This is a genomic window from Vreelandella populi (assembly GCF_003989825.1).
GTDB lineage: Bacteria > Pseudomonadota > Gammaproteobacteria > Pseudomonadales > Halomonadaceae > Vreelandella > Vreelandella populi.
The window spans coordinates 12,902-27,105 of the sequence record NZ_RZHE01000011.1 but is presented as its reverse complement, the minus strand read 5'-3'; the positions used below and the strand labels follow the sequence as shown (position 1 = coordinate 27,105).

The window sequence follows — 14,204 nt, the reverse complement described above, 5'->3', positions numbered from 1 at the left end:
CCGCTGCCCGGCGGGTTAAGTACCCGCCGGCTCGATCCGATTTGAAAGGAGCGCGACCTTGAGTAGCGAAATCATCAAAGTGCCCGACATCGGCGGAAGCGAAGATGTCGAAATCATCGAGATCGCGGTGTCGGAAGGCGACGTCATTGCAGCGGAAGACACCCTGATCACGCTGGAATCTGATAAAGCCAGCATGGATATTCCTGCCCCGAAAGGCGGCAAAGTCATTAAAGTGCTGGTAAAAGAAGGCGATACCGTTTCTGAAGGTGACGATATCGTTGAGCTTGAAGCGGAAGGTGGTGGCGATGCTGGTGAGGGCGAGCAGCAAGCGTCTGAACCCAAGCTGGAAGAAGCCCCAGCGACCGAAGAGAAGCCCAAGACTGAGCAAAAGAGCGCCAAGAAATCCAGCGGTGGCAAGCAGACCGTGGATATCAAGGTGCCCGATCTCGGCGGCTCGGACAACGTTGAAATCATCGAAGTCGCAGTAAGCGAAGGCGATACCGTCGACGCTGAAGACACGCTGATCACCCTGGAGTCTGACAAGGCCTCCATGGATGTGCCTAGCCCCTACGCCGGTAAAATCGTGGCGTTTACGGTGAAAGAAGGCGATACGGTTTCTGAAGGCGATGTCATCGGCCAGATGGAAGTCGAAGGTGAGGATGGGGAAGGCGGCAGCGAATCTGCTGACGCCCCGCCACGTACCGAAGACCCTAAAGTATCTGACGACCTTGAAGCGGCTGCAGACACCGCTGATGAAGAAGGTAACAGTACTGAAGAAACTGAGAGCTCTGGATCTGAAAGTGCTGAACCAGAACGCAAGGAAATTCGCGTTCCGGATATCTCGGGCTCTACAGACGTACCGATTATTGAGATCGGTGTAGCGGTGGGCGATGAGATCAATGAAGAAGACCCGCTGATCACGCTTGAGTCCGACAAGGCTTCAATGGACGTACCCAGCCCCTATAAAGGCAAGCTTGTTGAGCTGAGCGTTAAAGAGGGTGACACCGTTTCTGAAGGCGATGTAATTGGTTACATCGAAGTAGCTGGCACCAAAAAAGCCGCTTCCAAGCCTGCGCCCAAAAAAGATGCTTCCCAAAAAGCACCCGAGAAAACTGCTGATAAGCGCACAGCCAAGAAAGACGCATCGCCTGATACAGGTGGCACGCCAAGTCCAGAAGCCCAAATGGCGGCCCATAAGCCGCGTGATGGCAAACTGGTACACGCAGGCCCTGCGGTACGTATGCTGGCCCGCGAGCTTGGCGTCGATATTGGCCTAGTTAAGCCCAGCGGTCCCAAGGAGCGCGTGCTCAAAGAGGATGTGCAGGCCTATGTGAAGCAGGTCATTGCCAACCAGGGTAAGGCGCAAGCCACCGGTGGTACAGCAACGGCCAGCAGTGGTGCCGGTATTCCGCCAATTCCGGAAGTCGACTTCAGCCAGTTTGGTGAAGTGGAAGAGAAGCCGATGGGCCGCCTGCTCAAGATGGGCGCGACCAATCTGCATCGTAGCTGGCTTAACGTGCCTCACGTGACCCAGTTTGATGAGGCGGATATCACCGAGCTCGAGAACTTCCGTAAATCGATGAAGGCAGAAGCCGAAGCCCAGGGCGCCAAGCTGACCCCGCTTCCCTTCCTGGTGAAAGCCTGTGCCTTTGCACTGCGTAAGTTCCCGCAGTTCAATGTCAGCCTGAAGGGCGATGGCGAAACTCTGGTATGGAAAAATTATGTCCATATCGGTATCGCCGTTGACACGCCGGACGGCCTGATGGTGCCGGTACTGCGCGATGCCGACAAGAAATCCTTGATCGAGATTGCCAAGGACATGGCGGAGCTTGGCAAGAAGGCGCAAACCAAGAAGCTCAAGCGCGAAGAGATGACCGGTGGCTGTTTCACTATTTCGAGCCTGGGCTCGATTGGTGGCACGGCGTTCACACCGATCGTCAATGCGCCGGAAGTGGCTATTCTGGGTGTTTCCAAAGCGCAGATGAAGCCCGTCTGGGATGGCAGCGCCTTCCAGCCGCGGCTGATGATGCCGCTGTCGCTCTCTTATGATCACCGAGCGATCAACGGTGCCGATGCGGCACGCTTTACTGCCTTCCTGGCTGATGTACTGACCGATATCCGCCGCCTGCTGCTGTAATGATGCGTCATCAGTAATCAATTAGTAGCAAGGCAATACGGTCTATCGCGCGGCGCCCATAACGGGCGCCGCGTGCGTTTAGGATGGTAAAAAGGGCGCCCAAGGGGTTTGGCGTTCGTCATTTAGCTGTTTTATTTAAAAAAATCTCAGAAAAATGTGTTTCTCAGGCTTTTGGGGAGTTGTGCCGCCTGAGTGGCCCGGTTATTGTCAGTTAATTCATTGTGTCGCATTTTTTACATTCAAGGAGCAGTGCCATGCGTTTAATCCTGTTGGGTGCCCCCGGCGCGGGGAAGGGGACTCAGGCTCAATATATCTGCGAGCAGTTCAAGATTCCCCAGATTTCCACCGGGGATATGCTGCGCGCGGCGATTAAAGACGGCACCGAGCTGGGGCTTAAAGTTAAAGAGATCATGAATAGCGGCGGCCTGGTGTCCGACGAGATCATCATTGATTTGGTGAAAGAACGCATTAGCCAGCCTGACTGTGAAAACGGGTTCCTGTTTGACGGTTTCCCACGCACCATTCCCCAGGCGGACGCCATGAAGGAAGGTGGTGTGAAGATCGACCACGTACTGGAAATCGCCGTACCGGATGAAGAGATTGTGAACCGTCTGGCAGGGCGTCGCGTTCACCCGGCCTCGGGTCGCGTGTATCACGTTGATCACAACCCGCCTAAAGAGCCGGGTAAAGACGATGTGACCGGTGAGCAGCTGATTCAGCGCGAGGATGACCAGGAATCAACGGTGCGCAATCGTCTGTCGGTCTATCACGACCAAACGGCGCCTCTGGTCGATTACTATCAGCAGTGGGCAAACAGCGACCCGGCCGCCGCGCCGCAATACCATCGCGTAGAAGGCGTAGGCAGTGTTAATGATATTACCCGCCAGGTTAAAGAAGCGCTTAGCTAAGCATGCCTTGAAGTAGTGCAAACCGATGGCCCGCCTTTCGCGGGCCATCGTCGTATCGGCGCGCTAAAGGTATAATGGCCGGATACTTATCACGAGTGCTGAATTGCTATGTCGTTACATCTTCTTGCGCTAGACGCCTCATCCAGCGCCTGCTCGGTTGCGCTGCTACGTCAGGATGGTGGCAATAGTGAATGTCTGGCGCGTCATGAGGTGACGCCACGCGCCCATACCCGGCGTCTGATGCCCATGGTGGATGAGTTGCTGGCTGACGCGCAGATTACACCTGCTGCACTCGATGCCATCGCGTTTGGGCAGGGCCCTGGGTCGTTCACCGGCCTGCGTATTGCGGCAGGTGCGGCGCAGGGGCTGGCATTCGGGCTCGATTGCCCGCTACTGGGTATCTCAACGCTCAAGGCGCTGGCCCTTCAGGCTCATCGACGCTTTCACTTTCGCCATATCGTCACCGCGTTGGATGCACGCATGGGGGAGGTGTATGCGGCTACTTGGTACTGTCTGAACGACAGTGTAAGTCTTAAGCATGCTGAAGCCGTACTGGCTCCGGAAGCATTTCACCTACCGGAAGATGAAATTGATTGGGTGGGCGTGGGCTCGGGTTTTACCCTATGGGAGCAATTTGCGCCCACCGTGCAGGTACGCATGTCTCAGCACCTTGATGATCTTGAGCCACGTGCTGAGGAGATGGCCTGGCTTGCAGCAGACGATTTTGCTGCTGGATTGGGTCAGGCCGCCCATCTGGCGCAGCCGGTTTACTTACGCAATGACGTGGCCTGGAAAAAGCCCGCATGAGCCTGCCTCATACGGCTGATCTACCTTCAGGATTGTCGCTTGTCATGCAGAATGGCCAGCTGGTGCTGGCCGGGGATGAAAAATGTTACGGTAAGCCGCTAAGCATCGATTTTGCTGCAGGCAAGGCGGCGCATCGTCGTCAGTTTGGCGGCGGGCGTGGTCAATTGGTGGCTAAGGCGTGCGGGCTGGCTAAAGGCGTAACGCCAAGTATCGTGGATGCAACCGCCGGGCTTGGCCGGGATGCCTTTGTACTGGCAAGCCTCGGCGCCCGGGTGCTGTTAATTGAGCGTGTCGAGGCCATTGCAGCTCTGCTTGACGACGGCTTAAGGCGTGGCGCAAAAGAAGCCGAGATTGCCGATATCATCGACCGGATGACGTTACGCCATGGGGATTCGGCCCAGTCACTTGAAGCGCTGATCGCAGAGGCAGCGTTTGATCCTCAGGTCATTCACCTGGATCCGATGTTCCCGCATCGGGAAAAATCGGCGTTGGTTAAAAAAGAGATGCGCCTGTTTCGTGAACTGGCCGGCGATGACGATGATGCGCCACGGCTGCTGGAAGCTGCCCTGGACATCGCCACGCACCGGGTAGTGGTAAAGCGCCCGCGCAAGGCTCCTCCTGTCGCAGGACCAGCGCCTCAGCATGTGCTGGAAGGCAAGACCAGCCGCTATGATCTTTATGTCAAACAGTCGTTGCATCGTTAGGTCGATATGCATCGCTGACGAATGACTCGCAACAAGGAGCAGGATCTATGAAGTATCAGCCTCTGACATGGCGCAAGGGAAACCGGTTTACCCTGCTGCCCGAGGCATCACGCTTCCTGCCTGCCATGTTTGAAGCCATCAACAATGCAAAGCAATATGTTTTGGTAGAGCTTTACTTGATGGAGTCGGGGAAGCTTGCTGACCAGTTCATTGAGGTGCTTAATAAAACCGCTCAACGCGGTGTAAGTGTCTACTTGCTGCTTGATGGCTTTGGGGCCATGGGGCTTGCCAAGCAGGATCGTGAGCGGCTTCTGGAAGCCGGGGTCGCGCTGCGTTTTTTTAATCCGCTAGGGCTGCACTCACTAGCGCGTAACTTGAGTCGCGACCATCGCAAGATTCTGGTGATTGATGGAGAGATTGCCTTTACCGGGGGTTTTGGCGCAGTCGATGAGTTTCTGGAAGCCTGGTACGAGATTGCGGTACGTATCGAAGGCCCGGTGGTTGCCGATTGGGAAATACTTTTTCGCCGCCTATGGCGCTCGCGGCTGGCGCGGGCAGACGATAAGCGAGGACCTGAGCCGCTTCCCAAACAGCGCAAGGCGTTGGCGTTTGAAGATGGGGCGACAGGGCGGGCAATGCAGGGCAGGGGGTATCGGTATCAAGCGATTCGCCACTCGCTTTACCAGCAAGTGGGGAGCGTTCAACAGCGCCTATGGCTATGCACGCCTTACTTTGTGCCTACGTTTACCTTAAGGCGCCGCTTGGCCCGTGCTGCCAAGCGTGGTGTGGATGTACGGCTGCTGCTTCCCGGCTCCAAGCATGATCATCCCAGTGTCCGCTATGCCGGGCAACGCTTCTATCAAGCAATGCTCAAAGCGGGTGTACGTATCTATGAGTTCCAGCCCACCTTTATTCACGCCAAGTTCGTATTGGCAGATAACTGGGTGAGCATTGGCTCGTGCAATTTCGATCACTGGAATCTTCACTGGAACCTGGAAGCCAATCAGGAAGCGATGGATGAACGCTTGGCCTGTGATGTACAGGCGATGTTTGAGCGAAATTTTTCGGCCAGCAAGGAAGTGCTGGCCGAAGAGTGGGCCGAGCGCCCCCGGACACAGCGTATTTTTGAATGGGTATTCGGTACGCTGGACTCAGTGATTACCCGGCTTAAGTAAAGATAAGGCAGCGAGTCACCTAGCGACGCTTGCCGCCCTTGGCAGGCGTTTTCTTGCGCGGTTTGGGCTTGGGCGTTTCTGGCGGAACGCGGTAGTGCAAATACAGGTCCAGCACCAGCTCAGGAAGCTGTGCGACCAGCCCCTCTTGACGCTCGGTGTCGCTGGCCATCTCGGCCATGTCGGGCTCGTCATCAAATAGCCCGGAAAGCAGCATGAAAGGTAACAGCAGCGTTGCAGCGGCTTCTTCATCGTCCTGGAACCAGGCGCTTTCGTCACTGAATACGCCTTCCATAAAGCCCGCGCACCAATCGCCAATCGACGTTTCTTCAGCGGGCAGGCCATCAAGGGTCAGCTCAAAGGGCAGTTCGGGCAGGCCGCCTTGTTCCAGCACCGACATCGCGTTATCGCGCAGTAACGTAAGCAGAGTGACGATCTCGTCGCGCTCACTGTCATCGGTATAGCGCGGCTCGCCTTGAAACAGCTCGGTAAGCCACTGGGCAGACGGCACCTCGCTGGGGGCTACCGCCAACGCCACCAGAAAGCCGTGGGCGGAGATCAGGTCCAGCGCATCCTCGTCCACTTGGTCGGAGTCGAGGAAATCATCCAGCCGATCAAGCTGCTCGTCGGTAAGCAGCGGCTGTGGTGGGGCGGTCTCTGGCGCGTTTGCGTCGTGGGGGCGCTCTGCCATGGCAAGCCTCATGAATTTAGTCGTTTAATGGGTAACAATGTTCAGGCATTCATTAATGATCAGTTTATCACTAATAGGGGGATCACCAATGGGCGTATCGCCGCTGCCCTCCTGGCCAGTTAATGAGCTAGCTGCACTTTCGGTAGAGGCGCTGCAAAAAGCGGCATTAAGTCGGGTCGAGCAGGCGTGGCAGCGCTGCCTGGAAGTTTATCCACAGCTGCCACGCCCTCGTGTGTGGTTTGATCTGAAAGGGGCCTCGGCTGGCCAAGCTCACCTCGGGCGGGGCGGGTTGCGCTTTAACCCTATTTTGCTGAGCGATAACCGCACCGCTTTTTTCGATGAGGTTATTCCCCATGAAATGGCCCACTGGCTGGTCTTTCACCTCCAGGGTGGGCAGCGCTTGAAACCCCATGGACGCGAATGGCAGTCTGTCATGCGCAACCTGTTTGGGGTGGCTCCTCTTGTGACCCACCGCTTTGATATTCAAAAAGCCCAGCCAGCGCCTTATGGCTATCGTTGCAGCTGTCGTACCCACCAGCTAACGGCCAGACGCCATGCCCTGGTCGTGAAGGGGCGCCGCTATCGCTGCCGCCATTGTCAGCAGGCGTTGGTCTATACTGCCTGTGATGCGTCATGAGCTGGTTCTAGGTTGCTGTTTTTAAATTAAAAATTATTAATACCAATGTCTAAGAGGAAGGCGCCTAAGGGAGGTTTATGCTAGAGGAATATTTAGTGGTGTCGGCGCGCCAGAACGAATACCGACTACATTTCCTATAAGAATGTGTTTCCACGGACAGAGGCAACTATGAGCGAACATCAAAACGTCTATCCGGTGCGCGATGCTATCGCCGCCAATGCCTGGGCCGACAAAGATAAATTCACGGCCATGTACCAGCAGTCCAAGGATGACCCCGAAAGTTTCTGGGCAGAACAGGCCAAACGTCTTGATTGGATCAAAGCGCCGACCAAAATCAAGAACACCTCTTTTAAACGCGATAACGTGGATATTCGCTGGTTCGAAGATGGCGTGCTCAACGTAAGCGCTAACTGCCTTGACCGGCATCTGGAAAAACGTGGCGATCAAACGGCGATCATCTGGGAAGGTGATAACCCTGATGAGTCCAAGCATATTACCTATCGCGAGCTGCATGCGCGTACTTGTCAGCTTGCCAATGCCCTGAAAGAACTCGGCATCAAGAAGGGCGATACCGTTACGATGTACATGCCGATGATTCCGGAAGCGGCCATGGCGATGCTGGCCTGCGCGCGCATTGGTGCGGTGCACTCGGTGGTATTTGGAGGCTTCTCACCCGATGCGGTAGCCCAACGTATTATCGGTGCTGATTCAAAACTGATCATTACGGCCGATGAGTCGGTGCGCGGTGGAAAGCATGTGCCGCTCAAAGATAATGTTGATTCAGCGCTGACCCGTGATGGCACCGATGTCTGCAAGAACGTGCTGGTCGTCAAACGCACCGGCGGTGATATCGAGTGGAATGAAGGCCGCGATCTCTGGTTTGATGAGCTGGTGGACAAGCAGTCAACCGAGTGCGAAGCCGAGCCGATGGGCGCGGAAGATCCGCTGTTTATTCTTTACACCTCAGGTTCCACTGGCGCGCCCAAGGGGCTTAAGCACACGACCGGCGGATACCTTACCTACGCCTCCATGACCCACCAGTACGTGTTCGATTATCAGGAAGGTGAAGTCTACTGGTGCAGCGCCGATGTCGGCTGGGTTACCGGGCATAGCTACATCGTTTATGGGCCGCTGGCCAATGGAGCCACCACGCTAATGTTCGAAGGCGTGCCGAGCTACCCGACCCATGGCCGCCTGGGTGAAATTGTTGATAAGCATAAGGTCAACATTCTCTATACTGCCCCGACCGCCGTACGTGCGCTAATGGCTCATGGCGATAACGTCATGGATAGCAGCTCGCGGGGCAGCCTGCGCCTACTTGGCTCAGTAGGCGAGCCTATCAACCCGGAAGCCTGGGAGTGGTTTTACCGCGTGATCGGCAACGAGAAGTGCCCGATTGTGGATACCTGGTGGCAAACCGAAACTGGCGGCATCATGATTACCCCGCTACCTGGGGCAACCGATTTGAAACCCGGTTCAGCAACGCTGCCTTTCTTTGGCGTACAGCCAGCGCTGGTGGATAACGAAGGTAACCAGCTTGAAGGCGCCACTGAAGGCAACCTGGTAATTCTCGATTCCTGGCCGGGGCAGGCGCGCTCTATCTGGGGCGATCACGAACGCTTCGTTCAGACGTACTTTTCTACCTACGATGGTATGTATTTTACCGGTGACGGCTGCCGCCGCGATGAGGATGGCTATTACTGGATTACCGGTCGCGTGGATGACGTGCTTAACGTGTCGGGTCACCGTATGGGTACCGCAGAAATCGAGTCCTCCTTGGTGGCGCACTCGGCGGTTGCCGAAGCGGCAGTGGTCGGTTTCCCTCACGATATCAAAGGCCAGGGCATCTATATTTACGTTACCCTTAATGACGGTATCGATCCGTCCGATGAATTGAAGAAAGAGCTGACCCAGTGGGTGCGTAAAGATATCGGGCCTATTGCGTCACCAGATGTCATTCAGTGGGCGCCGGGGCTACCCAAAACCCGCTCGGGCAAGATCATGCGGCGTATTTTGCGTAAAATTGCTGCCAATGAATGTGATGGTCTAGGGGATACGAGTACACTGGCAGACCCCTCGGTAGTTGATGATTTGATTGAGCATCGCGCCAATCAGTAGTAGCTTATCACTCAGTGATCTTAGCTCGGCTAAGATACCTGTTTTTAGCGCCAACCCAAAAAGGCGTGAATAGCAGCATACTGCGCTTACGCGTTGTAGTGCCGGCCACAGAGCCGGCACTGTTGCGTTTAAACGGGTGACATAACGATGACAAAATGTGCATGGGATGTTTGGGCTTGAATAAGCCCATGGGGTACCATGTGACCGTATGAGCCTAGCGTCGCGGCGGCTTAAAACCGCTGTACGAGGAACCGGAGGAATATCCATGGCAGTAGCCCATAAGTTTATCGTTGCAGACGACCATCCGCTGTTTCGCGCAGCGCTTACCCAAGCGTTGCGTCAACTGGCCCCGCAGGCTGAGATTGTCGAGGCTGACACCATGGAAGCCACAACGGAAGTGGTTAATCGCCATCCTGATGCTGACCTGATTTTGCTGGATCTACATATGCCGGGCGCGCATGGCTTCTCGGGGCTAATTCAGCTACGTGGCCAGATGCCGGATATTCCGGTGGCGGTGGTATCGGGAAGCGATGAACCTTACGTGGTCCGCCGCGCTATTGATTACGGCGCCTCAGGCTTTATTCCCAAGTCCTCCTCGCTACAGTTGATCGCCGAGGCGGTAGGTGAAATTCTCCAGGGCGAGGTCTGGCTACCGGAAGCGTTGGCTAACGTACTTGAAGAAACCAGCGAGGAAGAGTCGCGCTTTGCCGAGGCGATTGCCTCCTTGACGCCCCAGCAGTTTCGCGTGCTTAACATGCTGACCGAAGGCCTGCTGAACAAGCAGATTGCCTACGAGCTTAATGTTTCTGAAGCGACCATCAAGGCCCACGTCACGGCTATCCTGCGTAAGCTTGGTGTTCACTCTCGCACCCAAGCGGTTATTGCCGCCCAGAAGCTGGAAGTTGAGCCGCCTAAAGTCGTGTCATAAGCGCCTGCGCTTATGAAAAAACCTCGCTTACGTTGACCGTAAGCGAGGTTTTTTATTGATACAGCCGTTTAATGCTTAGACATTCGCCCGGCTGGCTTGCAGCGTGCGGGTTAAAAGTGCGCGCAAGGCGGCCGGTTTTACCGGTTTTAAGAGCAGCTGATACCCATCGCGTTTGATCTCTTCGGCAACGGCTTCCGTTCGGTCGGCCGTAATCACAATGCCGGGCACCGCACTGGATAAGCGCTCGCTAAGGGCCTCCAGCGCCATCAAACCGGTGACTTCATTGTCCAGATGGTAATCGGCCAGAATTGCGTCGGGGTCGCCATCCATATTGCGTAGTATTGATTTAGCGCCCCCAATGCTGGTCGCGGTAAACACCTCGCATCCCCAGCCGCTCAGCATAGCTGTCATGCCTTCCAAAATGAGCGTTTCGTTATCGATACACACGATTCGGGTACCGGCAAGCTTATTACCACTGCGTCGATTTGACGGCTCCTGTTCGTCCGGGCTGATTTCCTTGGCGGCCACAATGGGGACGCTGACCGAGAATACGGTGCCACGGCCTTCCCAGGAGCGCACCTTAATGGGGTGGTCGAGCACGCGGCTCATCCGGTCGGCAATCGAGAGACCAAGCCCCAGGCCTTTTTCACTCTCTTTATGCCGCGATACCTGATCCAGGCGACGAAACTCCTGGAATATTTCCGTAAGCTTGGATTCCGGAATACCAGGGCCGCTGTCCCACACTTCAATCACCAGCCGGCCACTTTGGCGGCGACAGCCCAGCAGCACGCGGCCATCCTGGGTATAGCGAATGGCGTTGGATAAAAAGTTCTGCACAATCCGACGAAGCATTTGCGGATCTGAGTCGACCCACTGATGGGTGGGCACCACTACCAGATCAAGTCCGCGGTTGTCGGCCATCACTTCAAACTCAGCGCGCAGCGGCCGGAAAATATCCGCCAGGGCAAAGTGGTTGCGGCGAGGCGTCAGTGCGCCAGCATCCAGCTTGGAGATATCCAGCAGCGTGCCGAGCAGCTCTTCAGCGGCCTGTAACGAATTATCGATATGTCCGATGGTGCGCTGGGTATCGGGGGCGGTAACGTTTTGCATCAGAGCGGAGGTAAACAGCCGGGCGGCGTTTAACGGCTGTAACAAATCGTGGCTAGCCGCAGCTAAAAAGCGTGTTTTGGACGCGTTGGCATCTTCCGCCAACTGCTTGGCCTGGCGCAGAGCCTGCTCGGCCTCGGCGCGTACGCGGTTCTCCTGACGCAGCGCTGCGTTGGCCTCAGAAAGCGCCTGGGTACGCTCGCGAACGCGCTCTTCAAGGGTTTCGTTGGTCTCTTTAAGCGCAATCTCTGCTTGGCGCCGTTCGGTAATATCCTGATACAGGGCAAAGAACCCTAGAATCGACTGACTGTCGCCAAAGTGCGGCGTGTAGGTAACCAGCATATAGCGCATAGCGTCGTTTACGCGCATAGCGACCTCAAAGCTCACCCGTTCTCCGGCCAGTGCGCGCTCGACCCAAGGGCCGCGTTCTTCTGACTGCTTCAGTGAGAGTACGTCTTCAAAGCGTCGGCCAATGACGGCATTACGATCAATGCTGAACGCTTGCTCGTAGGCGCGGTTGGTGAATAGATAACGACACTCTTTATCAAAATAGGCGATCAGCGCAGGGACGTTATCGGTGTAAATGCGAATGTTGTTTTCCGAGCGAATAAGCGCTTCTTCGATGCGCTTTTGCTGGGTAATATCCTGATAGGTATACACAAACCCGCCGCCAGGCATGGGGTTGCCCTGCACTTCCAGCACGCTGCCATCCTGGCGGTAGCGAACATAGCGATGGGGGTGGCCATCGCGAATGTTATCCAGCAGCAGCTGAACGTGCTCTTCTGGGTCGCCCGGACCGTACTCACCGTTATGGGCGTTATAGCGGAAGATGCGATCAATCGGCGCGCCAACACGAATCAGGTGATCCGGAAAACGAAACAGCTCAAGGTAGCGCTGGTTCCAGACCACCAGGCGTAAATTTTGATCGACGACGCTAATGCCCTGGTTGATGTTTTCTATCGTGGCTTGCAGCAGGGCGCGGTTAAATTCCAGTACTTGGGATGCTTCATCGACAATCGAGATAACATCGGAAATACCGATACCGCGCCCCTGAAGCGCGGAATTGACCACGATGCGCGCCGAGGAGGCGCCAAGCACCGAGGCAAGGAAGCGTTCAGTAAACTGAATAATATCGATGGAGGCCCGGGTGCTGTTGTCCAGCGGCTTACCGGCCCGGCGGGCGTAATCCTCAAATGCGCGGTCAACCTGGCTGGCGCCCAAAAAGCGTTCGCATAACACTTTAAGATCGCCCACTGTCGTGGCGCCGGTCCAGGGGCGATTAACCGAGGTCTGGCGGGTTTCAACGCTGTCCACAAACAGCGAGGCCTGAATACGCTCCACCACGCGCTGTGAGGTCACCTGGGAAATGAAGATATAGCAAAACAGGTTAACCCCAAGCGATAGCATCACGCCGTGGGTAAAGCTGTCGCCCAGATTCAAGCCCAAAAGTCCGGTAGGTGAGAGCCAGCGAATACCTAAAGGCCCGCCATTTAGCCACTCCTGGGGCAGTACACCGGCATTGATCATTGCGGGCATCAGCAGGCTATATGCCCAAATGGCAAAGCCTGCATTCATGCCTACAATAACGCCCAGCCGGTTACCGCGTTTCCAGTAAAGGCCGCCAATAACCGCGGGCGCAAATTGTGCGGCGGCGGCAAAAGAAAGCATGCCGATAGAGGCAAGCGAGGTGAACTCGGCAATCAACCGGTAGAAGCCGTAGGCCATTGTCAGCACCACGGCGATGGTGATGCGTCGAGCACGCAGCACCAGGCGTCCATAATCGCGGGCCTTGGTATCAAACCAGCGCAACCTGAACAGCGCCGGTATAACAATCTCGTTGGAGATCATGATGGATACCGCCACAGCCGCCACTATCACCATGCCGGTGGCGGCTGAAAAGCCGCCAATAAAGGTAAGCAGTGTCAGCCACTGCTGGCCGGACTGCATGGAGAGCGCCAGTACGTAGGTGTCGGGCTCCACACCACTTTCTGAAAAGAGTAATAGTCCGGCAGCGGCCAGCGGCACGACAAAAAAGGCAATGGCTAACAGGTAAAGCGGGAACAGCCAGCGGGCCTTGGTAGCATCATCGGGGTGGATGTTCTCGACCACTGCGACGTGAAACTGGCGGGGGAGACATAGGATCGCCAGCATGGCGAGCAGGGTTTGTGCCCAGAAGCTTTGTCCAAAGTCCTGGTTGGCAAGCTGGCGATGCAGTTCAAGCTGGCTCTCGGCATGCCCCATCAGCTCGCCCAAGCCGTCAAACATGCCCCAGGTAACGAAAGCGCCCAGCACCACGAAGGCCAGCAGTTTGACGATGGACTCGAACGCCACGGCGTGTATCAGGCCCTCGTGGTGCTCGGTGGCGTCGGTATGCCGAGTGCCGAACAGAATCGCAAACACCACCATGACAATGGCCACGTAGAAAGCGGTGTCGCCAAACAGCGGGGCGCCGGACGTATCCGCATCGGTGAGTACGCTGAAGGTAGTCGAGACGGCTTTGAGCTGCAGGGCGATATAGGGGAGCGTGCCGACCAGTGCCACCAGGCTGGCAAACGCCGCCAGCGACTGGGTCTTGCCGTAACGTGAGGCGATAAAGTCGGCAATCGAGGTGACGTTCTGGTGCTTGGCCACACGAATCATCTTGGCCAGCACCGGCCAGAACAGCAGAAACGTAAGGATGGGCCCTACGAAGATACTGGCAAAAGACCAGCCTGCGGTGGCCGCCTGGCCGACCGCGCCGTAAAAGGTCCATGAGGTGCAGTAGATGGCCAAGGCCAGACTATAGATGATGGGGCGCCGACGGCTGGCGCCGTGGGTACGTGCACGGCGGTCACCGTACCAGGCAATACCGAATAGAATCGCAATATAAAGTAGTGATACTGCGACCAGTAGCCCACCGTGAAACATGCCTATTCCCCCACCAACGTTTATCTCGCCCAGCGAGCGGCGCGTACAAAGAGCCTCATTCTAGGCGAAGACGAACGCTTACGTCTCG

10 protein-coding genes are annotated in these 14,204 nt (G+C 56.1%); 8 read left to right on the top strand and 2 right to left on the bottom strand.

Annotated elements, in window-relative coordinates; translation table 11 throughout:
- Nucleotides 1-58: 58 nt before the first annotated feature.
- The 5 genes from aceF to ELY25_RS11655 all read left to right on the top strand — a co-directional run bounded on the left by aceF (nt 59) and on the right by ELY25_RS11655 (nt 5,731).
- Nucleotides 59-2,137, top strand: a complete 2,079-nt coding sequence (gene aceF, locus ELY25_RS11675; RefSeq protein ID WP_126951459.1) for a pyruvate dehydrogenase complex dihydrolipoyllysine-residue acetyltransferase — start codon at nt 59-61, stop codon at nt 2,135-2,137.
- A 254-nt stretch (nt 2,138-2,391) separates the two neighbouring features.
- Entirely contained in the window at nt 2,392-3,045 is a 654-nt protein-coding gene (adk, locus tag ELY25_RS11670; RefSeq protein WP_126951458.1) for an adenylate kinase, read from the top strand.
- A gap of 108 nt (nt 3,046-3,153) precedes the next feature.
- On the top strand, nt 3,154-3,852 hold the full coding sequence (tsaB, locus tag ELY25_RS11665; RefSeq protein ID WP_126951457.1) for a tRNA (adenosine(37)-N6)-threonylcarbamoyltransferase complex dimerization subunit type 1 TsaB: 699 nt from the start codon (nt 3,154-3,156) through the stop codon (nt 3,850-3,852).
- Complete coding sequence (locus ELY25_RS11660; protein WP_126951456.1) at nt 3,849-4,556, top strand: class I SAM-dependent methyltransferase; 708 nt, start codon at nt 3,849-3,851, stop codon at nt 4,554-4,556. Before tsaB ends, ELY25_RS11660 begins: the two co-directional genes overlap by 4 nt.
- Before the next feature lie 47 nt (nt 4,557-4,603).
- Entirely contained in the window at nt 4,604-5,731 is a 1,128-nt protein-coding gene (locus ELY25_RS11655; protein ID WP_126951455.1) for a phospholipase D-like domain-containing protein, read from the top strand.
- A gap of 19 nt (nt 5,732-5,750) precedes the next feature.
- On the opposite strand, the gene ELY25_RS11650 is transcribed toward ELY25_RS11655, so the two are convergent.
- Nucleotides 5,751-6,419: a YecA/YgfB family protein gene (locus tag ELY25_RS11650; RefSeq protein ID WP_126951454.1), complete on the bottom strand. Its 669-nt coding sequence runs from the start codon at nt 6,417-6,419 to the stop codon at nt 5,751-5,753.
- Between the two features lie 88 nt (nt 6,420-6,507).
- On the opposite strand from ELY25_RS11650, the gene ELY25_RS11645 reads away from it, so the two are divergent.
- The 3 genes from ELY25_RS11645 to ELY25_RS11635 all read left to right on the top strand — a co-directional run bounded on the left by ELY25_RS11645 (nt 6,508) and on the right by ELY25_RS11635 (nt 10,102).
- On the top strand, nt 6,508-7,056 hold the full coding sequence (locus tag ELY25_RS11645; RefSeq protein ID WP_236995723.1) for a SprT family zinc-dependent metalloprotease: 549 nt from the start codon (nt 6,508-6,510) through the stop codon (nt 7,054-7,056).
- Between the two features lie 168 nt (nt 7,057-7,224).
- The gene (acs, locus tag ELY25_RS11640; RefSeq protein ID WP_126951452.1) at nt 7,225-9,174 is read left to right on the top strand and encodes an acetate--CoA ligase; all 1,950 of its coding nucleotides are present in this window, start codon (nt 7,225-7,227) and stop codon (nt 9,172-9,174) included.
- 265 nt (nt 9,175-9,439) lie between these two features.
- A complete protein-coding gene (locus ELY25_RS11635) occupies nt 9,440-10,102 on the top strand; it encodes a LuxR C-terminal-related transcriptional regulator (RefSeq protein WP_018916303.1) in 663 nt (220 codons plus the stop codon).
- A gap of 75 nt (nt 10,103-10,177) precedes the next feature.
- Here ELY25_RS11635 and ELY25_RS11630 read toward each other — a convergent pair whose 3' ends face one another.
- A complete protein-coding gene (locus ELY25_RS11630) occupies nt 10,178-14,116 on the bottom strand; it encodes a hybrid sensor histidine kinase/response regulator (protein ID WP_126951451.1) in 3,939 nt (1,312 codons plus the stop codon).
- Nucleotides 14,117-14,204 lie beyond the last annotated feature (88 nt).